At 40.7% G+C, this 23,202-nt stretch carries 18 protein-coding genes and 1 tRNA gene; 17 read left to right on the top strand and 2 right to left on the bottom strand.

All coding sequences use genetic code 11. From position 1 onward, the window contains the following. Window positions 1-172: 172 nt before the first annotated feature. The 11 genes from trmJ to MTN96_RS31640 all read left to right on the top strand — a co-directional run bounded on the left by trmJ (window position 173) and on the right by MTN96_RS31640 (window position 12,960). Complete coding sequence (trmJ, locus tag MTN96_RS31690) at window positions 173-898, top strand: tRNA (cytosine(32)/uridine(32)-2'-O)-methyltransferase TrmJ (protein ID WP_138627298.1); 726 nt, start codon at window positions 173-175, stop codon at window positions 896-898. Window positions 899-1,080: 182 nt separating this feature from the next. Next, on the top strand, window positions 1,081-1,572 hold the full coding sequence (gene iscR, locus MTN96_RS31685; protein WP_008113921.1) for a Fe-S cluster assembly transcriptional regulator IscR: 492 nt from the start codon (window positions 1,081-1,083) through the stop codon (window positions 1,570-1,572). Window positions 1,573-1,596: 24 nt separating this feature from the next. Further along, window positions 1,597-2,814, top strand: coding sequence for an IscS subfamily cysteine desulfurase (locus MTN96_RS31680; RefSeq protein WP_036981250.1), 1,218 nt, complete (start codon window positions 1,597-1,599; stop codon window positions 2,812-2,814). A gap of 40 nt (window positions 2,815-2,854) precedes the next feature. Next, a complete protein-coding gene (gene iscU, locus MTN96_RS31675) occupies window positions 2,855-3,238 on the top strand; it encodes a Fe-S cluster assembly scaffold IscU (RefSeq protein WP_008467675.1) in 384 nt (127 codons plus the stop codon). A gap of 9 nt (window positions 3,239-3,247) precedes the next feature. Continuing rightward, window positions 3,248-3,571, top strand: a complete 324-nt coding sequence (iscA, locus tag MTN96_RS31670) for an iron-sulfur cluster assembly protein IscA (protein ID WP_008113924.1) — start codon at window positions 3,248-3,250, stop codon at window positions 3,569-3,571. A 70-nt stretch (window positions 3,572-3,641) separates the two neighbouring features. Further along, the gene (gene hscB, locus MTN96_RS31665) at window positions 3,642-4,169 is read left to right on the top strand and encodes a co-chaperone HscB (RefSeq protein WP_008113925.1); all 528 of its coding nucleotides are present in this window, start codon (window positions 3,642-3,644) and stop codon (window positions 4,167-4,169) included. Between the two features lie 41 nt (window positions 4,170-4,210). Beyond that, window positions 4,211-6,073, top strand: coding sequence for a Fe-S protein assembly chaperone HscA (gene hscA / locus MTN96_RS31660; protein WP_248534095.1), 1,863 nt, complete (start codon window positions 4,211-4,213; stop codon window positions 6,071-6,073). An 11-nt stretch (window positions 6,074-6,084) separates the two neighbouring features. Beyond that, complete coding sequence (gene fdx, locus MTN96_RS31655; protein WP_008113929.1) at window positions 6,085-6,423, top strand: ISC system 2Fe-2S type ferredoxin; 339 nt, start codon at window positions 6,085-6,087, stop codon at window positions 6,421-6,423. Between the two features lie 557 nt (window positions 6,424-6,980). Then, window positions 6,981-8,408, top strand: a complete 1,428-nt coding sequence (locus MTN96_RS31650; RefSeq protein ID WP_248474705.1) for an NAD-dependent succinate-semialdehyde dehydrogenase — start codon at window positions 6,981-6,983, stop codon at window positions 8,406-8,408. Window positions 8,409-8,864: 456 nt separating this feature from the next. Further along, on the top strand, window positions 8,865-10,406 hold the full coding sequence (locus MTN96_RS31645; protein ID WP_069439931.1) for a PAS domain-containing methyl-accepting chemotaxis protein: 1,542 nt from the start codon (window positions 8,865-8,867) through the stop codon (window positions 10,404-10,406). Between the two features lie 4 nt (window positions 10,407-10,410). After that, window positions 10,411-12,960: an EAL domain-containing protein gene (locus tag MTN96_RS31640; RefSeq protein WP_248534093.1), complete on the top strand. Its 2,550-nt coding sequence runs from the start codon at window positions 10,411-10,413 to the stop codon at window positions 12,958-12,960. A 516-nt stretch (window positions 12,961-13,476) separates the two neighbouring features. Here MTN96_RS31640 and MTN96_RS31635 read toward each other — a convergent pair. Together MTN96_RS31635 and MTN96_RS31630 are read right to left on the bottom strand one after the other, a co-directional pair. Next, window positions 13,477-13,923, bottom strand: coding sequence for a transposase (locus MTN96_RS31635; protein ID WP_069439933.1), 447 nt, complete (start codon window positions 13,921-13,923; stop codon window positions 13,477-13,479). Window positions 13,924-14,733: 810 nt separating this feature from the next. Then, window positions 14,734-14,809: transfer RNA gene (locus tag MTN96_RS31630), tRNA-His, on the bottom strand. A 479-nt stretch (window positions 14,810-15,288) separates the two neighbouring features. Here MTN96_RS31630 and MTN96_RS31625 point away from each other — a divergent pair. The 6 genes from MTN96_RS31625 (at window position 15,289) to rfbB (ending at window position 23,201) form a co-directional block, all read left to right on the top strand. Then, the gene (locus MTN96_RS31625; protein WP_248534091.1) at window positions 15,289-16,107 is read left to right on the top strand and encodes a mechanosensitive ion channel family protein; all 819 of its coding nucleotides are present in this window, start codon (window positions 15,289-15,291) and stop codon (window positions 16,105-16,107) included. Between the two features lie 107 nt (window positions 16,108-16,214). Next, the gene (locus MTN96_RS31620; RefSeq protein WP_248534089.1) at window positions 16,215-16,997 is read left to right on the top strand and encodes a YdiY family protein; all 783 of its coding nucleotides are present in this window, start codon (window positions 16,215-16,217) and stop codon (window positions 16,995-16,997) included. 122 nt (window positions 16,998-17,119) lie between these two features. Beyond that, on the top strand, window positions 17,120-19,669 hold the full coding sequence (locus tag MTN96_RS31615) for an SLBB domain-containing protein (RefSeq protein WP_248534087.1): 2,550 nt from the start codon (window positions 17,120-17,122) through the stop codon (window positions 19,667-19,669). A gap of 838 nt (window positions 19,670-20,507) precedes the next feature. After that, window positions 20,508-20,855 (top strand): four helix bundle protein, encoded by a 348-nt coding sequence (locus tag MTN96_RS31610; RefSeq protein ID WP_008131632.1) that lies wholly within the window; start codon window positions 20,508-20,510, stop codon window positions 20,853-20,855. A gap of 47 nt (window positions 20,856-20,902) precedes the next feature. Further along, complete coding sequence (locus MTN96_RS31605; RefSeq protein ID WP_248534085.1) at window positions 20,903-21,883, top strand: Wzz/FepE/Etk N-terminal domain-containing protein; 981 nt, start codon at window positions 20,903-20,905, stop codon at window positions 21,881-21,883. Between the two features lie 214 nt (window positions 21,884-22,097). Beyond that, window positions 22,098-23,201: a dTDP-glucose 4,6-dehydratase gene (gene rfbB, locus MTN96_RS31600; RefSeq protein ID WP_248534083.1), complete on the top strand. Its 1,104-nt coding sequence runs from the start codon at window positions 22,098-22,100 to the stop codon at window positions 23,199-23,201. Window position 23,202 lies beyond the last annotated feature (1 nt).

Below are 23,202 nucleotides of genomic sequence, written 5' to 3'. Positions count from 1 at the left end.
CCCGAACCCCGAACCCCGAACCCCGAACCCCGAACCCCGAACCCCGAACCCCGAACCCCGAACCCCGAACCCCGAACTGATCTTTTAGATCTCGACTATTGAATATAGGATCTCGGCGCGTTTTCATGCTAGAATTTGCGCAATTTTTTTGTACTCGATAAGTAGCACTGTAATGATCTTAGATGATATTCGCATCGTTTTAGTTAACACATCACACTCTGGTAACATTGGTTCAGCGGCGCGCGCCATGAAAACCATGGGATTATCAAAGTTATACCTTGTTGATCCTGCTTGTGAAATAGATAGCCATGCCAGCGCACTGGCTGCAGGTGCGACTGATGTACTAGGTAATGCTGTTATTGTTGATAGTGTTGCAGATGCGATTGCTGATTGTGCATTAACGATTGGTACTAGCGCCCGCTCGCGTACGTTGTCGTGGCCTATGGTAGAGCCGAGAGAATGTGGTGAAAAGCTTGTTGGCGAAGCCGTAAACGGCCCTGTAGCGCTTGTGTTTGGCCGTGAAAACAGTGGCTTAACTAATGAAGAATTACAACTGTGTAATTATCATGTGTGTATTCCTGCTAACCCAGAATACAGCTCACTTAATTTAGCCATGGCTGTGCAAACCTTATGTTATGAAACGCGTATGGCATTTTTAAATCAACAGCCTAAAGCGGAACAACAAGAAGACGACACCCTATATCCATCGTCTAAACAAACAGAATTGTTTTACGAACATCTTGAAGATACCTTGTTTAAAACAGGCTTCATTATTAAGCAGCACCCAGGCATGGTAATGACTAAGCTACGTCGTTTGTTTAATCGTGCTCGCCCTGAAGATGCAGAAATGAACATATTACGAGGTATTCTTACCTCAATTAATAAGTCTATAAAATAGCAATTAGTTATAAATAGCGCCCTTTATTGCTCTACTAATACTTGACTAAATTACTCAGGTAATTACAATAGACCCAATACTTGACCAAAACAGTCGGGTATTGCAAGTTTTTTTAGAACCTAGAATACTTGACTAATCTACTCTGGTAATTAAAATTTGCACTCTTTTGTGCGGGGGGCGTTATGAAGTTAACATCAAAAGGCAGATACGCCGTTACAGCTATGCTGGATGTTGCACTACATGCAAATATAGGCCCTGTAGCGCTTGCAGATATTTCGCAGCGCCAAGAAATTTCTTTGTCTTATCTTGAGCAATTATTTGCCCGTTTACGTAAAAATGGGCTAGTGAGTTCTGTTCGAGGTCCTGGTGGGGGCTATTTACTAGGACGTGAGGCTGACGTAATTTCAGTTGGCGATGTTATCAATGCGGTAGATGAATCTGTTGACGCTACACGGTGTCAGCGAAGCAATACTGGTTGTCAAAGTGGTATGCGTTGTTTAACCCATACATTGTGGTCAGACTTAAGCGCACGAATTGAAGAATTTTTAAATAATATTACCTTAGCTGAACTGGTTGAAAAGTCGGACGTTAAAGCGGTCGCTCTTCGCCAAGAAAACAGCGTTAATGATGCAATTAAGCAGTTGGAAAATATTCAAGTAAGCTGTCAACTTTAAGGTTGACCTGCAGCGGAGAGAGAAATGAAGTTACCGATTTATTTAGATTACGCAGCAACTACGCCTGTTGACGAACGAGTTGCCAAAGAAATGATGCAATGCCTGACTATGGACGGTAATTTTGGTAATCCAGCATCGCGTTCACACCGTTTTGGTTGGCAAGCTGAAGAAGTCGTTGACCAAGCACGTACTGACATTGCTGATTTAATTAATGCAGACCCACGTGAAATTGTATTCACATCGGGTGCAACAGAATCAAATAACCTTGCGATTAAAGGTGCAGCTCAGTTTTACAAGAAAAAAGGTAAGCATGTTATTACCGCTAAAACTGAACACAAAGCGGTTATCGACACATGTCGTGAACTTGAACGCCAAGGGTTTGAAGTAACCTACATGGACGTTGAAGAAAACGGCCTACTTGATCTGCAAAAATTAGCAGATACCATGCGTGACGACACCGTGCTTGTAAGTATCATGCATGTAAATAACGAGCTAGGTGTGATCCAAGATATCAACACTATTGGTGAAATGTGTCGCGAACGTAAAATTATGTTCCACGTAGATGCAGCACAAAGCGCGGGTAAAGTTTTAATTGACGTGCAACAAACCAAAGTAGATTTTATGTCATTCTCGGCGCACAAAGTATACGGCCCTAAAGGCGTAGGTGCTTTGTATGTTCGTCGTAAACCACGTGCACGTTTAGAAGCACAAATGCACGGTGGCGGCCATGAACGTGGTATGCGTTCAGGTACATTAGCAACCCATCAATTAGTGGGTATGGGCGCAGCATTTAGAATTGCAAAACAAGATTTTGAAAAAGATCACGCACACATCAGTGCGTTGCGTAAACGCCTAATCGACGGCATTTTAACGGATATGGACGAAGTGTACTTTAACGGCACGCAAGACCAATCAGTACCTGGTATTGTCAACATTAGCTTTAACTTTGTTGAAGGTGAGTCGTTATTAATGGCTGTTAAAGATATTGCGGTATCGTCAGGTTCAGCCTGTACATCTGCAAGTTTAGAGCCTTCTTACGTATTACGTGCACTAGGTCGTAACGACGAATTAGCGCATAGCTCAATTCGTTTTAGTATTGGCCGTTTTACCACCGAAGAAGAGATTGATTACACCGTTGAGCTAATAAAAAACTCGATTGGTCGTTTGCGTGAAATGTCTCCTCTTTGGGAAATGCACCAAGAAGGTGTTGATTTAGATTCAGTTGAATGGGCGCACCACTAATTAGTGGAGCCCATACCTAGCAGGTAGTGAGGATAGAATTATGGCTTACAGTGATAAAGTAATCGACCACGTAGAAAACCCACGTAACGTAGGTGCTCTAGACAAAAACGATCCGTCAGTGGCAACGGGTATGGTAGGCGCACCAGCATGTGGTGACGTAATGAAATTGCAAATTAAAGTATCGGCAGACGGCGTTATTGAAGATGCAAAATTCAAAACGTACGGCTGTGGTAGCGCAATTGCTTCATCTTCGCTGGTAACAGAGTGGGTTAAAGGCAAAACATTAGACGAAGCTGCGACTATCAAAAATACCGATATCAGCGCAGAGCTAGAATTACCACCAGTGAAAATTCACTGCTCAATTTTAGCCGAAGATGCAATTCAAGCAGCAATTGCAGATTATAAAAGCAAACATACAAACTAAGAGATATTCATGGCAGTGACATTGACAGATGCGGCAGCAAACCGCGTACAATCATTTTTAGCAAACCGTGGTAAAGGCATTGGCCTGCGAGTTGGCATTAAAACGACGGGCTGTTCAGGTCTTGCTTATGTTCTAGAGTTTGTTGATGAGCTAAACGATGACGATGAAACATTTGCGGCCAAAGGCGTTACCTTAATTGTTGACGCTAAAAGCTTAGTTTATATCGACGGCACCGAACTCGACTACACTAAAGAAGGTTTAAATGAAGGGTTTAAATTTAATAACCCTAACCAAGCGGATGAGTGTGGCTGTGGCGAAAGCTTTACTGTTTAAGCTCAAACTTGTTTTAAGATATAAATAAGCCCTGCCAGTTAATGTAGGGCTTTGTCATTTGTGAGAAGTTATGCGTTATTTTGAGTTATTTGCAATACCGGTTGACTACAATATTGACTTAGCAATGATCAACAAGCACTACTTAGAACTTCAACGTGCTGTACACCCTGATCGTCATGCTAATGCCAGCAGTCGTGATAAATTAATGGCCGTACAAAGTACCGCTGAAATTAACGACGCATTACAAACACTTAAGCATCCGGTTAAACGTGCTGAATATATGTTGAGTGAGCTGGGCGTTGATATTCGCGCTGAGCAGCAAACACTGCAAGATCCCATGTTCTTGATGCAACAAATGGAACTGCGCGAAGAGCTTGAAGAACTTCCCTCTGCAAGTGATCCAGATATCGCTATTGCTAATTTTGAGTCGCAAATAAAGCAATTAAAAGCCCAGTATAGCAACGAATTGGCTGAGCAACTTGCAAGCAACGATGAGCAACAATATCAACACGCTGCTGACAACATTCGCAAATTAAAATTTGTATATAAGTTACAAGACGAACTTGAACGCATTGAAGACAGTTTATTTGACGATTAATTACTTGCTGCAAAGCGAGCAACACGAGTTTAAAGAGCATTATGGCATTATTGCAAATTGCTGAGCCGGGGCAGAGCGCGGCACCACATGAACACAAATTAGCCATTGGAATTGATTTAGGCACTACAAATTCATTAGTGGCAACCGTACAAAGCGGCGAAGCACGCACTATTACAGATGAGTCAGGCGAAGCGATGTTACCCTCGGTGGTTCGTTATCAAGCTGGCGGCATTACCGTGGGTAATGATGCAATGCAAGCAGCTACACTCGATCCGGTTAATACGCTTATTTCAGTGAAGCGCTTTTTAGGTAAAATGCAAACCGAAATAGAACAAAGCTATGGCCAACTGCCTTATCAGTTTTGCGATGATGATGGTGCATTGGCTATCGAAACGGCTGCGGGAAAAATCAGCCCAGTTAAAGCTTCAAGTCATATTTTAAATGCTTTAAAAGTACGCGCTGAGCAAAGCTTTGGTAATCAAGATATTTTAGGGGCAGTGATTACGGTACCAGCTTATTTTGATGATGCACAGCGTCAAAGCACCAAAGATGCGGCTGAGCTTGCCGGTATTAATGTACTGCGCTTACTAAACGAGCCTACTGCCGCTGCCGTTGCTTACGGTTTAGATTCAGGGCAGGAAGGTATTATCGCCGTTTATGATTTAGGGGGCGGTACTTTTGATATCTCTATTCTGCGCCTTAATAAAGGCGTGTTTGAAGTGCTGGCTACCGGTGGCGATTCAAGCCTAGGCGGCGACGACTTTGACTCATTATTAGTTGACTACCTAAAACAAGAAACCGGCGTGACAAGCTTATCTCCTTCGGTATTACGTTTATTTATAAATAAAGCCAAAGCCTGTAAAGAAGCACTCAGCCAATACGAAAAAGTAAATGTTGGCCTTGAGTTTGACGATGAAAAATACATGGTTGAAGTAACGCGAGAAAAATTTAATGAGCTGGCTATGCCACTGGTTAAAAAAACGCTTCGTTCATGTCGTCGTGCAGTAAAAGATGCCGGTATTGAAAACCAAGAAGTATTACAAGTCGTGATGGTTGGTGGTTCAACCCGCATGCCGTTGGTTCGTACTCAAGTTGGCGAATTTTTTGATAAACAGCCACTAACTTCAATTGACCCTGATCGTGTTGTTGCACTAGGTGCTGCATTACAAGCTGACGTATTAATTGGTAACAAGCCAGATTCAGACATGTTATTACTTGATGTGTTACCGTTGTCGTTAGGCCTTGAAACAATGGGTGGCTTGGTTGAAAAAATCATTCCACGCAATACCACGATTCCGGTTGCGCGTGCGCAAGAATTTACTACGTTTAAAGATGGTCAAACGGCTATGTCGTTGCATGTATTACAAGGTGAACGTGAACTGGTTGACGATTGTCGATCGCTGGCAAAGTTCAGCTTAAAAGGTATTCCTCCTATGGCGGCGGGGGCGGCGCATATTCGCGTTACCTTTAAAGTAGACGCTGATGGTTTACTAAGCGTGTCGGCCATGGAAAAATCAACGGGTGTTCAAGCAGAAATACAAGTAAAACCGTCGTTTGGTTTGTCTGACGACCAAGTTGCTAATATGCTTAAAGAGTCGATGAGTAACGCTAAAGGCGATATGCAAGCGCGTATGCTTAAAGAGCAACAAGTTGAAGCGCTTCGTGTAATAGAAGCGATGGAAGCCTCTTTAGCTGCTGATGGTGACTTACTTGAGCCTGAGCAACTAGCTGCGCTGAAAGTGGAAATAAACGAACTTGCAAAAGTACGCGAGCGTGCGCAAGAGCCAAGCGAAATTAAAGCAGCCATTGAAAAAATGGATAATGCGAGCAGTGATTTTGCCGCGCGCAGAATGGACGCGTCAATTAAAAAAGCCTTAACGGGTCAGTCAGTAGACAATATATAAGAGAGATTAGAATGCCACAAATTGTTTTTCTTCCCCATCCGGAGTTGTGTCCTGACGGTGCAGCAATAGAAGCGCCCGCTGGCGAAACGGTACTTGATATCGCGCTTAAAAATGGCATTAGCATTCCTCATGCCTGTGAAAAATCATGTGCATGTACAACGTGTCATTTAGTGATCCGTGAAGGTTTTGACTCATTAGATGAAAGTGATGACCTAGAAGATGACATGCTAGATAAAGCATGGGGTTTAGAGCCTGAATCGCGCTTAGGTTGCCAGGCAATTATTAGAGATGAAGACTTAGTGGTTGAAATACCTAAGTACAATCTCAACATCGTTAATGAAGAACACTAGTTTTTAATTAATGACTATCATATTAAAAGCCGCTGTTTGATACAGCGGCTTTTTTGTTTGTATTTGGTAGCAGCGGGTAAATTAAAATAGCCTGTAGGCGGGGCATCTCGCGCACATGTAGCAGCGGATTTATATCGCGTCTTTTAATGTACCATGACGCGGGGTAAACCCGCTGCTACGGGAGTTGTTTTTAATTTATGTAGCAGCGATTTTATATCGCGTCTTTTTAAAGGTTAAAGGCAAAAGGTTAAAGGTAAAAGGTTAAAGGTAAAAGGTTAAAGGCAAAAGACAAAGGTTCTAGGTAGAGATTAAGCCAAGCACAGTGTTTTTATTGAACGAAGGCGGGGGGTATCCTGCGCACATGTAGCAGCGGGTTTACCCCGCGTCTTTTTAAAGGTTACAAGCGGCGAGCTGCGAGCGGCGGGTAAATTAAAATAAAAACTCTTGTAGTGTTAACCATAAGGCTGTTTAATTTATCGAAGCTCGAAGCTCGAAGCTCGAAGCTCGAAGCCCGAAGCCCGAAGACCGAAGCCCAAAACCCATTTCGGAGGTATATTTTGAGTGATCTTATTTTTTCAGACTCGTTTATAAACGGTGAATTTTATCAAACCAGCACACGCTTTAGCGTTGATGACCCCGCCACCGAACAAAGTATTGTTGATGTTAGCGATATTGACGAGCAAGGCGTAAAAAATGCCATAACAGCAGCACAAGGCGCGTTTGTAAAATTAAAAGCCACCAATGCGACCGAGCGAAGCGAAACCCTGATGCGTTGGTATGATCTAGTAATAAAGCACAAACAAACACTCGCTAAGCTCATGACTAAAGAGCAGGGAAAACCGCTTAAAGAATCGCTAGGTGAAATAGATTATGGCGCTGGCTTTATTAAATGGTTTGCAGAGGAAGCTAAACGCAGCTACGGTGATGTGATCCCCGCCACCGATAACAGTCATCGTTTAACTAGCTTCAAGCAACCTATTGGCGTGGTAGCAGGTATTACGCCATGGAATTTTCCTGTTGCTATGGTGACACGAAAAGTTGCGCCGGCTTATGCCGCAGGTTGTAGTTTTATACTCAAACCTTCTGAGCACACACCATTGTGTGCTATCGCTTTAGCTTATTTAGCTGATCAGGCTGGCTTTGTTAAAGGCGCATTTAATGTGCTTGTGTCACAAGATGCCAAAAAGGTTGGCAAAATGCTGACAGACTCAGAGGTGGTACGTAAGTTTACTTTTACTGGCTCTACTGGTGTAGGTAAGCAGTTACTCTCTCAATGTGCATCTACAATAAAGCGTACTTCAATGGAATTGGGGGGAAATGCCCCGTTTATAATATTTGATAATGCTGATATTGACGATGCGATTGATGGATTAATGGCGGCCAAATTTAGAAACTCAGGACAAGCTTGTGTTGCAGCAAATCGTATTTTTATTCAGCGTAATATATTAAATGGCGTACTTGAAAAAATTACACCCAAAGTCGCTGCGCTCAATGTTGCGAACGGTTTTGATGAAAATGCCGACATAGGGCCGCTTATTTACCCCAAAGCAAAAGAGAAAGTGCAACAACTGATTAAAGACGCTGTTGATAAAGGCGCTACGCTAATTGGAGATAACAGCAATTTAGGTGGCAGTTTTCAAAACCCATTAATAGTCACCAATGTCACTACACAAATGGATATTTATCACGAAGAAGTGTTTGGTCCTGTATTAACGGTGATCCCATTTGATGAAGAAAGCGAAGTACTTGCGCTTGCTAATGACGTCCCTTATGGGTTAGCTGCGTACTTTTATAGCCAAAATATTAAACAAATTTATCGTATAAGCGAAGGGCTAGAGTTTGGCATGGTTGGTGTAAATGAGGGCGTTATATCAAACCCCGTTGCGCCGTTTGGTGGTGTAAAGCAATCAGGTCTTGGTCGTGAAGGCGGGCATCAGGGTTTAGATGAGTACTTAGAAGAAAAATACGTATGTATTAAGGTGTAATGGTTAAGACTGTTCCGATGAGTTAATGGTTGTAAGATAAAACCCGCTTAAATGTTGCTAGATAATGGGCTAAATGTTACCTTTTCAATATATATTTTCGTAAAAAATTTCTATAAGTAGAAATACCCCCGTGTGTAAATGCCACCATCTGGTGGCATTTTTTTATCCTTATTTTTGGCGTCCTTTATCTTTAAAGTCTAAACTATTCTTAGCTCAGTCGTATTTTGTTCAAATCCTATTTTAAAATCGAGTTTTTTGTAATTATAACTCTTTATTACATATATGTAATTTTGTAACTGTATGTTTTTAAATGTATATTTTATTAAGCTGAGGTGTAATATGAAGTTTCAGACTCTTTTGAACTATTAGAATATAGTAATAATGTATAATTGTGTTTTATACATTTATAAATTAACATCCCGCAAATTAGTACAGAAGCATTATGAAGACCCCACTATGAGTAGAAAAAATCAAGCAACGGTAGACCAGGAAGTTTCGTTTGGCATTGACGAAGAATTAGTTTCTACAACAGATTTACGAGGCGTTATCACTTATGCAAATGATAGCTTTTGTAAAGTTTCAGGGTATACCATCAATGAGTTAAAAGGGAAAAACCATAATATGGTTCGTCACCCAGACATGCCATCTGCGGCATTTGGGGATATGTGGGCTCATTTAAAAAGCGATACCGCTTGGCGAGGGGCGGTAAAAAATAGATGTAAAGATGGGCGTTATTACTGGGTTGATGCATTTGTTACCCCTATTTACGAAAACGGTAAAAAAGTAGGTTATCAATCGGTTCGTCAACAACTCCTTCCAGAATATAAACACCGCGCAGAAAAGCTATACCAGCGTTTAATTAACGGTCAATCAATTACGCCTTTAAGTGAAAAATTAGCTGCATTTAAATTGCCGCTATTTATTGGTTGTGCAGCTTTAATTGCTTGGTTAACAAGCTATATGTTCTGGTTATGTTTATTATTTGTTCCTCTGCCTTTTATTATTTTTTACGAAGAATTAATTCGCTCGCCAAGCAAAATCAAAAAAACCAAGGCAGGCCCAGATAGCGTATCTCGGCATATTTATTCTGGTAGCGATAGCCTCAGCTACAGTGATTTTCAGATTAAATTACTTGAGGGTAAAGTAACGACCATTGTTGGGCGTATTATTGATGGTACTTTAAGTCTTAGCAAAGGAGCTGATTCGCTTAAAGTTTGTGCTGAAGCTGCGCAGGCTGGCGTTGAAAAAGAAGCATCAGAATTATATCAGGTATCCTCTGCGGTTGAGGAAATGGTGCATTCAATTGATGAGGTCGCTAAAAATACCTTAGTAACCAACCAACGTGTTCAACAAGCTCACCAAGACTGCGAAAATGCAACGCAAGCTATGTCAGGCACTATGCGAGAGGTGTCGTTACTTGCAACTGAAGTTGATAACTCAGCAAGCTCTGCGAGCGAGTTAGCAACAGAGGCTGAAAAAATTGGTGGTATAATGCAAGAGATACAAGGGATTGCCGATCAAACAAATTTACTTGCACTTAATGCCGCTATAGAAGCTGCGCGTGCCGGCGAGCACGGTAGAGGGTTCTCGGTTGTTGCTGATGAAGTGCGTGCGCTTTCAAGCAGAACGCATACAGCTACAGAGCAAATTCAAGTCTCTATATCTGAAATGCAATCTACGTTACTCAATTGGTCAAAAACAATGGAAGCTGGCAAGAATGCGGCAGAGACCTGCGTTAAAGAAGCGCGAAATAGCCAAGATATCGTCTCAAAAGTCTATGCGGCAATTACTGATATTTCTGATTTAGCAACGCAAATATCAACGGCAGCAGAAGAGCAAAGTATGGTATCGCAAGAAATTAGCCGTAATATTTCAAATATTAGTAGTGCGTCTTCAGATAACTTAGCCCAAGCGCATAGTGTAGGCGCAGAGTCTAATACGATAGAAAAGTATTCTAAAGCATTAGCATCACTAGGTCTTTCTTTTAAAGTAGGTTAATAACGTGAGCAAGAATAGCAAGCCGGTAGATATAGGCGCAGCCTATAAAGCACCGTATTCTCAATGCGCAAACTTAAGTGCGCAATTGAGTGCATTGCAACAAGAAATAAAAGCCGATTACTTATTTATTGCCTCTGTTGATGAGGATAAATCAGCTACTACGCAGTTAGTTCTATCCAATACAGAGGTGATTGAAAACTTTTCTTATAGCCTTGAAGGTTCGCCATGTGAGCTCCTTTTAACTCAAAGTATTTGCTTTATTACCCATAAATTACAGCAAGATTACCCTGAAAATAAGCTGTTTCAGGTAATCAATGCCAATGCCTATATTGGGGCTGCGATTTTAAATGATGATGGCTTACTAACCGGTGTGTTAGTTGGCCTTTATTTTAATGCGCATCAAGATTTAGAATCTTATAAATCGATCTTGTTAAGCTTTGCTAATTATACCAGCGCGTACTTACAAAAATGTTTCTTAGAAAATAAACCAAGTTCGCAAAAGCTGCTAACTAATGCAGTTGAAAGTATGGCAAAAGTGGGGAGTTGGCAATATACAGTTTTAACCGACGAGTTATACTTCTCACCTGAAGTTTATAAAATTTATGCGCTTGCTGCTGATAGTAAAATAAATACCGCTCAAGCCATCGCTCATTACGCAGGTGAAGAGCAAGTGCGTATTAGCCAGCTCTTTAGGCGATTACAAACATTAGGTCTTCCTTATTGTGAAGACTTTGAGTTTGTAGATGCTCATGGCAATAAAAAGTGGGTACGCACGAGTGGTCACCCTGTTTTTAATGATGATCATCAGGTTATTAAAGTGTATGGTGCTTTCGAAGATGTCACTTTAGAATATGAATTAAAGGCCAAGGTTGATGATAAAAATAATCGCCTTGAAGCTATTTTAAATAACTTAAATGATGCAGTGATCACTATTAATCAGCAAGGTGTTATTGTTCACTGTAACTCAACCGCATTAACTATGTTTGGCTATAAGCAAAATGAAATGCTTGGCTTGTCGATTAACAACTTAATGCCTGAGCCTTATGCATCTAAACATCACTCGTATATGCGAAATTATGAGCAAACAGGTGAGGCTAAAATTATTGGTGTTGGTAGGCAACTACCTGCAAGAAAAAAAGACGGCACTATTTTTCAAATAGAATTGTCACTTACCAAAGCAGTTAATGAGCAAAATGTTGAATATATTGGTGTAGTTAGAGATATTAGTGAAAAACTCAAAGCGCAAGATACCATTTATAACTTAGCCTATTCAGATCCCATAACAGGATTAAAAAATAAGCGATGGTTTGAACGCGAATGCAGAAGTTTACTTCAAAGTGCCAGCATTAATAATGGCTACATATATGCAGCATTATTAGATATGGACAAGTTAGCGCAATTTAACTTTAAGTACGGTATTGAGGCGGGCAACGAAGCACTCATTTTAACGGCTAAAAAACTATCAAATGCGGTACAGGGCGAGTACAAGCTATACAAAAGCGGAGTCGATTCTTTTTTAATTATAAGCGCCAATGTAAGTAATGACTTATCCTACCTAGAGCAACAACAACCAAGTATAGACTCTAAATTATTAGCGCTAGATAACTTCTCACATAAGATCAATGATCTTGATGTGGTACTAAGCGCCTCGTTGGGCAGTACAATTATTAATGCGAGTAGAGACTCCTATAGCTCTATGTTTGATAAGTTGGAATACGCACAAAAACAAGCAAAAAAACTAGCACCATTTGGTTATTACTTTGCAGATTTAGATGCATTAAAACGTTACGAACGTACCAATAAGATTCGCTATTTACTAATAAATGTTGATAAAAGTGATGAATTAACACTGGTACTACAGCCACAATTTAATAATGAAAATACCTTTAATTCAGCCGAAGCATTATTACGTTGGGATTCTGAGGAATTGGGCGTAATAAGCCCTAAGGAATTTATACCCCTAGCAGAAGAGAATGAAGCCATTATTAAAATTGGCGATTGGGTGGTTGATCAAGTATGTAAGTTGTTGCATGAAGTCAGCCGAGCAGGAAAAAACACCTGTATTGCCGTAAACATTAGCGCTAAACAAATTGTAGCCCCCGATTTTAAGGAAAAATTGCTCGCCAGTGTTCATAAGTGGCAAGTGTCGCCACGTAACTTAGTGATAGAGCTAACCGAAACGACTTTAGTGTCAGACATCGAACTAGTAAAAGAGACTATGCTTGAACTTAATAAAAAGGGCTTTAGGTTTTCAATTGATGACTTTGGAACAGGTTATTCAAGCCTAAGTTATTTGAAAGAGTTGCCAATTTCTGAGCTTAAAATAGATAAATACTTTGTCGATGGCATTATGGATACTGATGATAATTCAAGTAAAACTATTGTGAATATGATCATCGACATGGCCAGTGCTTTAGGCGTAAACAGTGTTGCTGAAGGCGTTGAAGAACCCGCGCAATTTAATTATTTAAAGCAACGCGGTTGCAACTTATTTCAAGGCTATTTATTTTCAAAGCCATTGCCTATTGAGCAGTGGAAAGAGCGCCTTCAATAACCAGTTAAAGACAAAGGTTCTAGGTTTTAGGTTCTAGGTTTTAGGCAGAGATTAAGCCAAGCAAGGTGTTTGTGTTGAACGAAGGCGGGGCATCTCGCGCACATGTAGCAGCGATTTTATATCGCGTTTTTTTAAAGATTAAAGGCAAAAGGTTAAAGGCAAAAGGTTAAAGGTAGAGATTAAGCCAAGCACAGTGTTTTTATTGAACGAAGGCGGGGCTTTATCCCGCGCACATGTAGCAGCGATTTTATATCGCGTCTTTTTAAAGGTTACGAGCGACGAGCTGCGAGGTGCGGGTAAATTAAAATAGCCTGTAGGCGGGGCATCTCGTGCACATGTAGCAGCGGATTTATTCCGCGTCTTTTTAAAGATTACGAACGGCGGGCTGTGAGGTGCGGGTAAATTAAAATAGCCTGTAGGCGGGGTATCCCGCGCACATGTAGCAGCGATTTTATATCGCGTCTTTTAATGCATCATGACGCGGGGTAAACCCGCTGCTACACATCGGCTGTAATATTAAACATAAACGCAATCCCAGTAAGGGTAATCTGCAACATTGGCTATTAACTTTGCCCTCAAGGGATTGGCAATAATATAACGAGCGCTAGCTATAAGATCTTCTTCATTACGAATTAAATGATCGTAATATCCTTTTTGCCACAATCTATAAACCTCAAACTGATAAAAACTCGCGGCAGTTCTACCTTTAAAAAGACGAACTACATTTGAAAGCGTATTGTTTGAAAGTATTTGAAATTGCCAATGTAAGTGGTCTGGCATAATAACAAATGCGATTGATTTTATTCGTTGTTCTCGTTCTAGCTCTCGCATATGTTTTATTAAACAACGATTCATATTAAGTTTAGTAAAAAGCTTATTACGATTATGGGATACCATAGTGACAATATAGTAATGATTAGTTAATGAGACCCTCCCTTTCCTGAGTCTATAAGCCTTCTTCATAGCGAGTCCTTGCGCATAAAGAATAAAGTGTAGCAGCGATTTCACATCGCGTCTTTTTAATGCATCATGACGCGGGGTAAACCCGCTGCTACGGGAGTTGTTTATAATTTATGTAGCAGCGATTTTATATCGCGTCTTTTAATGCACCATGACGTGGGGTAAACCCGCTGCTACGGGAGTTGTTTTTAATTTATGTAGCAGCGATTTTATATCGCGTCTTTTAATGCACCATGACGCGGGGTAAACCCGCTGCTACGGGAGTTGTTTTTAATTTATGTAGCAGCGATTTTATATCGCGTTTTTTAATGCACCATGACGCGGGGTAAACCCGCTGCTACGGGAGTTGTTTTTAATTATGTAGCAGCGATTTTATACGCGTTTTTTAATGCACCATGACGTGGGGTAAACCCGCTGCTACGGGAGTTGTTTTTTAATTATGTAACAGCGATTTTATATCGCGTCTTTTAATGCACCATGACGCGGGGTAAACCCGCTGCTACGGGAGTTGTTTTTAATTTATGTAGCAGCGATTTTATATCGCGTCTTTTTAAAGATTAAAGGCAAAAGGTTAAAGGCAGAGATTAAGCCAAGCACGGTGTTTGGTTTAAACGTAGGTGAGGTGTTATATGCGCACTTATATGTTTTGAGATAATGGCTAAAGCGTAAATACGGGAAATAGGCTGTGTAACATGGAATGAACCAGCGGCTACTGATAAGTGTGTATTATTTTTATTTTAGATTTGGTTTTATGAAGGCTAGGTATTATTAAGAAGCTAACTTTAGATATTACTGAGGGAACTTAGAAAATAGTGGGGCGATTGACGGGGCTCGAACCCGCGACAACCGGAATCACAATCCGGGGCTCTACCAACTGAGCTACAACCGCCACTACATACACCTTGTTTGGTGTGGCGCGCATAATACATAATATCCCCATGCTTGTGAAGCAAAAAAATCAAAAAAATTAAATTTATTATAAATATTCTATATTTAAGCTATTGGCAACGGGCAACGGGCAACGGGCAACGGGCAACGGGCAACGGGTGACGGGCAACGGGCAACGGGTGACGGGCAACGGGCAATGGGCAATGGGCAACGGGCAACGGGCTTAATACCTAAAACCTAATAACGACGCGGGATGAACCCGCTGCTACGGATATAAAAACCTTGCGATATTAACCTTAAGGTTTTTAAATTCCTCGAACCTCGAACCTCGAACCTCGAACCTTGAACCTTGAACCTTGAACCTTGAACCTTGAACTCGAACCTCGAACCTCGTAAAACGCTGTTGCAAACATGTATTAAAGATTTACAATACAATAAACAACACCGCTAAACTGTTTAATAACACTATCAGGAGTTAATATGGATTCAATACTCAATTGGCTGAATGAAAATTCAGGCTTAATCTTACACTACAGTATTCAAGCAGTCATAGCGCTTGTTATATTTTTACTGGGCGGACGAATTGCCAAATTTTGTGCAAAGTTGACCGAAAAAGCATTCGACAAGAAAAAAGTAGATAAAGCGGTTTCATCGTTTGTCTCTAGTATTGTATATGCCATTGTATTTGCAGCCACTATTTTAATGGCGCTGTCACAAATTGGCATCGAAACCACATCATTCATTGCTATTTTAGGTGCGGCAGGTTTAGCCGTTGGCTTAGCACTGCAAGGGTCGTTATCTAACTTTGCGTCAGGCGTATTAATTATTCTACTTCGCCCATTTAAATCAGGTGACTACGTTGAAGCTGGCGGTAAAGCCGGTACGATTAAAAAAATCGAAATATTTTCAACAGAAATGCGCACACCCGATAACAAAGTTATTGTAATGCCTAATTCAAAAATCATGTCAGATGCGATCATTAACTACTCGCGCGAATCAACACGCCGCGTTGACCTTGTGATTGGTGTTGGCTACGACGCCGACTTACGAAAAGCAAAAGAAGTACTTAAATCAGTACTAGATAACGAATCGCGTATTTTAAAAGATCCTGCATACAATGTATCAGTTTCTGAACTTGCCGATTCAAGCGTTAACTTTATCGTACGCCCTTGGGTTAACTCAGAAGATTACTGGCCAACATACTGGTCGTTAATGGAAAACATTAAAATAGCGTTAGACGACGCAGACATTACCATTCCATTCCCGCAAATGGATGTACATTTACACAAGCAAGACTAATTTTTTAAAATACTTATTTATTAAGGCAGCGCTCAAATTCGATTTATTAATATACGCGTTGCCTTTTTAATAGGTATTAATACATTTTTTATAGGGTTATTTTTTTAATGAAACTTAAGCTTTTATCAATTTTAGTAGCAGCCTCAGCTACAACCAATGCATTTGCATCAGAAGATGAGCAAAAAACCTGGGAAGTTACCAGCGAAGTAGGCGCTATTATTACCAGCGGTAATACCGAAACAACCACGTTAAAAGGCGGTATTAAAGTATTGCATAACTTAGAAAACTGGAATAACGAGTATAAGTTAGACGGCATCTACAAAGAAGATGAAGTAGAAAACGACGACGGCATAAAAGAAAAACAGCGTACTAACGAAAAGTACTCTATTTCAGCGCAGGGTAATTACAAATTAAACGAAAAGCACGCTCATTTATTTATTTACGGGTCGCATGTTTCTGATTACTTTGGTGCATACCGAAGTGAGTCGGTTATTTCAGCGGGTTATGGTTTACGTTTACTAAACGAGTCAAACATGAAACTAAATGCTGAAATTGGTCCAGGTTATAAGTACTTTAAATACCCAGATGTAAGCGAAGAGGTTGATGAAAACGGCAACTCACTAGCGGGTGAATACGAAGGCGAAGTGATTGCGCTAGGTAAAGTAGACTTTAGCTGGAAAATTTCAGACAACGCGCGCTTTACTCAGTTAGTATCAGTGGAGTACGGTGATACTAATACCAAAACTCGCTCAGAAACTGCGCTACTTACTAAAATTAATGGCTCACTGCAAATGAAAGTGGCCTATAATATAACCAATAACTCAGATGTTGCTGATGACAAAGAAAGCACCGACACAGAGACCTCGCTAACACTGGTTTACAGTTTTTAACTAATAATACCAGGTTAATGACATTTAAATGACTAAAGGGGCAAAAGTCCCTTTTTTATTTGTCCAATAATAATGTACAATACGCAGCAATTCTTGTTGTAGACCTAGGGAAATACCTACTCGTGAACGTTTTTAAACACTTATTTAGTGCTTTAGTATTAATATGTAGCTTTAGTGCATTAGCATTCACTCCGAGTGCGTCGCAAATAGAGCAATTTAAAAAATTACCAAAGTCTCAGCAGCAGGCATTGGCAAAGCAGTACGGTGTTGATCTATCGGTAATAACTGGGTCAAGCCAATCAAGTAATCAACCTCAAGTTGAAGAACTAACAATCGGTCCTCGTTTAGTACAACAAGAGCAAGCAGCAAAAGCAGAACCAGCAAAACAAAACCCTAATACAGTTAAGCCATTTGGTTATGAACTTTTTGCCGGTGAACCAACTACCTTCATGCCTAGTGAAACGTCAGCAGTGCCTGATACGTATTTAGTTGGCCGAGGCGATCAGCTATTAATAAACTTTTATGGTAAAGAAAGCGCGAGCTTTGAAGTTATTGTTGATCGCGAAGGGCGCATTAGCATCCCTGATTTGAGCCCGGTACAAGTCGCTGGCTTAACTTTTTCTGAGGTAAAGCAGTTAATTAAGTTAAAAGTAGAGCAAGAAGTTATAGGTGTAAAAGCGTTTGTTTCGCTTGGTCAACTTCGCAGTATGCGTATTATGGTATTAGGTGAAGCATACAAACCAGGAAGTTACAGTGTGTCGTCGCTTACTACAGTGTCTCATGCTTTATTTGTAAGTGGTGGGGTGTCGGATATTGCATCATTACGTAATATTCAAGTTAAGCGGGCTGGTAAAGTAGTTACTAATTTCGATTTATACGACCTACTTATTCACGGTGATAGCAGTAACGATATTATTTTAAAACCCGGCGACGTGGTATTTGTACCTTCGGTGGGCGCACAAGTTAAAGTAGAAGGATTAGTTAAACGCCCTGCTATTTTTGAGCTTAAAAAAGGCGAAACAGCAAAAGAGCTACTGGCAATGGCTGGCGGCTTAAAGCCCGGTGCCTATACTAAAAATGCACTAGTAGAGCGCTTTAATAACAACCGTAAAGAAGTACTAACCGTAGACTTTTCGGCAAATAAAATTAATTACATTCCGCAAGACGGCGACCGTATTCGTTTTAACACCATAAGCGCACAATATAAAAACTCAGTTAACTTGGTCGGTGCTGTGGTACGCCCTGGTAGTTACCAATGGCACCAAGGTAAACGCATATCTGATGTACTTAAGTCGGTACGTGGCGACTTGCTCCCACAAGCCGATTTAAGCTATGGCTTAGTGGTGCGCGAAATAAACATAAATGGTGACATAGAAGTGCATCAGTTTGATGTAGCTTTAGCTATTGTTAAAAATAGTGAAAACGACTTAATCCTTAACGCTAACGACAAAATACTTATATTTAGTGAATTTGAAGAAAAACGTGATGAAAAGTTAACGTTAGCAGCAACGGGCTCAGGCACTAAAAAAGATACCACAATTGAGCAAGCTGCTAGCCAAGCAGGAGATAGTAACCAGCTAAGTGCTGCTAGCTATACACCTTATAGCCGTAATAATTTGTTAGCACCAATAATTAAAAAGTTAAAGCGACAAGCGTCTACTCAGCAAGCTATTCAGCTAGTTGAGGTGAATGGTAGTGTTACTTACCCAGGCGTTTACCCATTAACAGTAGATGCTGAAGCAGCAGATTTAATCACAGCAGCAGGTGGTTTATTGGAGTCGGCTTATACCAAACAAGCCGAAATTACCCGTATGGTAAATGGCGATGCTTCAAATGTTGAGCACATTAATATAGACCTTGCTCAAGTATTGAGTGGCAATGCACAAGGCCTTAAATTACAAAGTAAAGACAGCTTAAATATTTTTACCATTCCTAACTGGCAAGAAAACGTAAAAGTAACCCTTAAAGGTGAGTTGCTATTCCCGGGTACGTACACCATTCGCCGCGGCGAAACACTAACCGATTTATTAAACCGTGCCGGTGGCTTTACTAACTTTGCCGAGCAAAAAGCAGCGGTGTTTATTCGCCAATCGGTTAAGCAGCAAGAGCAACAACAACTAGCCCGTTTAGCTACTGAACTACGCCGCGATGTAGCATCAAAAAGCTTTCAAAATTCAATAAGTAGTAGTGCGCTTTCGTACGGCGAAATGAACAAACTACTTAACGACTTAGCCAGTGTTGAAGCTGTAGGGCGTTTAGTTATCGACCTACCACTAATTGCTAAAAACCAGCAAACACTAGTGCTACAAGATGGTGATACGCTTTATGTACCGAGTAAGCGCGACTCTATCAGCGTAGTGGGAGAGGTTAATTATGCAACTACTCACTTATATAAAGCAGGCGTTAGCCTAGACGACTACCTAGAGCTAAGTGGTGGTTTAAAAGAGCGTGCTGATGACGATCGTATTTACATTATAAAAGCCAACGGCTCGGTTAAAATACCTAGCGCAGGTAACTGGTTTGCCGTTAATAACTCAGACCAGCTAGAGCCAGGCGACACCATAGTAGTACCTATGGACACTGGGCACATGGATAAGCTAACGCTGTGGAGCACAGCAACGCAAATACTGTATCAATTAGGTGTAGCAGTAGCCGCGATAGGTAGCCTGTAATATAGGGTTATAAGCAACGGGTATCGGGCTGTGGGCTATTAGCTAAGGGCTTAGGGCTCGAAACTCGTAGCCCGTGGCTCGCAGCTAAAATGTTTTTTAAAGCGGGGCTTTACGCCTCGCAAAGGTAGCAGCGACTTTATGTCGCGTCTGTTAGTGATTTTATTCACCACAGAGGGTAAAGAGAACATAGAGGAAAATAGCAGTTGTCAGCAGACTTTTTTCTCAGTGTAGCGCGCAGCGCCTCAATGTACTCTGTGGTTCAAATGATTTTATATGCTGGGCTTTACGCCTCGCAAACGTAGCAGCGACTTTATGTGCGTCTGTTAGTGATTTTATTCACCACAGAGGGTAAAGAGAACATAGAGGAAAATAGCAGTTGTCAGTTGTCAGCAGACTTTTTTCTCAGTGTAGCGTGCAGCGCCTCGGTGTACTCTGTGGTTCAAAATGATTTTTAAAGCGGGACTTTAACCCGCAGGTTTTTACTTAAAGGTTATGAGCATTAGCCTAGAACCTAAACTTGTTTTTTTATCAGACCGTAGGAACTGCAACCTAGGGGCGGAAGCGTGCCCGAAGGGCTAGACAAGCAAATAGTTTTGCTTTCAAGCTGGAGCGAGAGGAGCTCTGCGACGAACTGGAACGGAAGCGTGCCTGAAGGGCTAGATAAGCTTACAGCGACGAGCCTAGAGCCTAGAGCCTAGAGCTCGAAGCCCGAAGCCTGAAGCTCGAAGCCCGAAGCTCGAAGCTCGAAGCTCGAAGCTCGAAGCTCTAAAATTAACTAACTGTAAAAACGCTAAAACCTGCTACATTTTTACTTTAAAGTATTACTTTAGAGTTAAAAATGAAATACGAAAATCTAGAAGTTTGGCAAAGAGCATTTAAGTTAAGTTTATTAATTTATAAAAGCTTTCAGCAGCTCCAGGATTATGGTCTAAAAGATCAAATGTGTAGATGCTCTGTTTCTGTACCTAGCAATATTGCAGAGGGGATGGAAAGAGGTTTTGAAAAAGAAAAAACTCGCTTTTTATGGATTGCCAAAGGCTCCATAGGCGAATTAAAAACACAAGTTATGATTGCTTCAGAATTAGGATATATCAATAGCTTAAAAGCAGGTTATATTCTCGAAGAATGTGAGGTTATTGCAAAGATGCTAAGCAGATTAATAACGGTCATTAAAAATAGCTCTTAGCCAATAGCTCGCGGCCCGAAGCCACTTACTAGAACCACGAGACCCATATGAACAACCCAAGTACATTACAAAATAACGAGCCAATGCAAAATAATACACCAATGCAAAACCCCAACATCGCTGACGATGAAATAGATTTACGTGAGCTCTTTGCGGTAATATGGCAAGGTAAGTGGATAATAATTGCAATAACTACCCTGTTTGCTGTTGCATCGGTTATTTATGCTATTAACCAACCTAATATTTATAAATCAGAGGCCTTATTAGCCCCTGCAGAGCAAGAAGGTGGCGGTGGTTTAAGTGCATTGGCAGGGCAGTTTGGCGGTTTAGCGAGTTTAGCGGGTGTTAACTTAGGTGGTGGCTCAAGTAATAAAGCCCAATTAGCCATTGAGGTATTAAAGTCACGCCAGTTTACCAGCGACTTTATTCAAAAGCATAACATTCTCCCAGATTTAATGGCCGCTAAAACATGGAATATGCAAACGAACACCATTGTATACGATAATGAAATATACGATGCTGAAAACAATAAATGGGTGCGTGAAGTAAAAGCTCCTTTTGAGCCAAAGCCATCAATGCAAGAGGCATATAAAGAATTTAGTAAAATTATTAGTGCCAGCACAGATAAAGAAACCGGTATGGTTAAAATATCAATAGAGCATGTTTCTCCTTATGTTGCTCAGCAATGGGTAGATTGGTTAATTAAAGATATTAACCAAACCATGAAACAGCGCGATGTATTAGAGGCACTAAAAAGTACCGACTTTTTAACACAGCAGCTAGAGCAAACCAAAATTGCTGACATTCGTGCTGTGCTATACAAGCTAGTTGAAGAGCAAACTAAAACCATTATGTTTGCTAAAGTACGCGACGAATACGTATTTAAAACCATTGACGCCGCATTAGTGCCAGAAGAAAAATTCAAGCCAAAACGCGCACTAATTGCAATACTTGGTACAATGCTAGGTGGTATGTTAAGTGTAATGATAGTATTGATCAGACACTATGTAGGTAACTCTAAATCCTAGAACCTATTTCTAGAAGGCCTATTGGGCACTTTTTAATAAAAGTATAAAAACAAGCAATTACAATGAGATAGTCTAAATTGACTGTCTAAAAATGGAAAAAAGTGTCTCAGTGGGGTGTAATATCACTGAGATACTTAGTTGAAATAAATCATGTTTCGGGCTGTATAAAACCAGCTATCCCACAGATAATCTCCAAAATATAAAGGCATTTTTTGTGAAAATATTAGTAACTGGTGGCGCAGGGTTCATTGGTAGCGCCGTTATTCGTCACATACTTTCTGACACTCAAGATAGTGTGATCAACGTTGATGCGTTAACGTATGCGGGAAACTTAGAATCTCTTCCTAATGCAGACGAGTCTAGCCGTTACTGTTTTGAACACGTTGACATTTGTAATCGTACAGAATTAGACCGAGTTTTTAAAACGCATATGCCTGATGCTGTAATGCATTTGGCAGCAGAAAGCCATGTGGACCGCTCAATCACAGGCCCAGCAGAGTTTATACAAACTAATATCGTGGGTACTTATAATTTACTAGAAGCTGCCCGTGAGTATTGGAACACACTTAAACAACCAGCAAAACATGCCTTTAGATTCCATCATATCTCTACCGATGAAGTATATGGCGATTTGCCTCATCCTGATGAGATAGAAGAGAGTGTGCTGGATGAAGAGTTACCACTATTTACAGAGCAAACGCCTTATGCACCTAGCAGCCCATATTCAGCAAGTAAAGCGTCGAGTGATCATTTAGTTCGTGCTTGGTTACGCACTTATGGCTTACCTACTATAATTACAAATTGCTCAAATAATTATGGGCCCTATCACTTCCCTGAGAAGTTAATTCCTTTAGTTATTTTGAATGCACTTGAAGGTAAAGAATTACCAATTTATGGTAAAGGTGACCAAATACGCGATTGGCTTTATGTAGAAGATCATGCACGTGCACTTTATAAAGTAGTAACCGAAGGTGAAATTGGTGAAACTTATAATATAGGTGGTCATAATGAGAAACAAAATATTGAAGTAGTAAAAACTATTTGCAGTATTTTAGATGAGTTAGTACCTAATGAGTCTAAATATTCAGAGCAAATAACATTTGTAGCTGATCGCCCAGGCCACGACCGTCGCTATGCAATTGACTCATCTAAAATGAGTGCAGAGCTAAACTGGGCTCCTGTTGAAACATTTGAAACAGGTTTACGCAAAACAATCGAATGGTATTTAGAAAATCAAAGCTGGTGCCAGAATGTTCAAGATGGTTCTTACCAACGTGAACGTTTAGGTGAAATAAATACGCAAAATAAAGGAGGGTAAC

The organism is Pseudoalteromonas sp. 2CM28B, assembly GCF_023161935.1.
The sequence above is the reverse complement of the archived record's forward strand: the minus strand, read 5'-3'. Positions and strand labels throughout refer to the sequence as shown.

Coding starts and splice junctions, on each gene's coding strand:
- fdx (WP_008113929.1), top strand. CDS start 6,085: ATGCCACAAATTGTTTTTCTTCCCCATCCGGAGTTGTGTCCTGACGGT.
- iscR (WP_008113921.1), top strand. CDS start 1,081: ATGAAGTTAACATCAAAAGGCAGATACGCCGTTACAGCTATGCTGGAT.
- MTN96_RS31625 (WP_248534091.1), top strand. CDS start 15,289: ATGGATTCAATACTCAATTGGCTGAATGAAAATTCAGGCTTAATCTTA.
- trmJ (WP_138627298.1), top strand. CDS start 173: ATGATCTTAGATGATATTCGCATCGTTTTAGTTAACACATCACACTCT.
- iscA (WP_008113924.1), top strand. CDS start 3,248: ATGGCAGTGACATTGACAGATGCGGCAGCAAACCGCGTACAATCATTT.
- hscB (WP_008113925.1), top strand. CDS start 3,642: ATGCGTTATTTTGAGTTATTTGCAATACCGGTTGACTACAATATTGAC.
- MTN96_RS31635 (WP_069439933.1), bottom strand. CDS start 13,923: ATGAAGAAGGCTTATAGACTCAGGAAAGGGAGGGTCTCATTAACTAAT.
- MTN96_RS31680 (WP_036981250.1), top strand. CDS start 1,597: ATGAAGTTACCGATTTATTTAGATTACGCAGCAACTACGCCTGTTGAC.
- iscU (WP_008467675.1), top strand. CDS start 2,855: ATGGCTTACAGTGATAAAGTAATCGACCACGTAGAAAACCCACGTAAC.
- hscA (WP_248534095.1), top strand. CDS start 4,211: ATGGCATTATTGCAAATTGCTGAGCCGGGGCAGAGCGCGGCACCACAT.
- MTN96_RS31620 (WP_248534089.1), top strand. CDS start 16,215: ATGAAACTTAAGCTTTTATCAATTTTAGTAGCAGCCTCAGCTACAACC.
- MTN96_RS31605 (WP_248534085.1), top strand. CDS start 20,903: ATGAACAACCCAAGTACATTACAAAATAACGAGCCAATGCAAAATAAT.
- MTN96_RS31610 (WP_008131632.1), top strand. CDS start 20,508: ATGAAATACGAAAATCTAGAAGTTTGGCAAAGAGCATTTAAGTTAAGT.
- MTN96_RS31645 (WP_069439931.1), top strand. CDS start 8,865: ATGAGTAGAAAAAATCAAGCAACGGTAGACCAGGAAGTTTCGTTTGGC.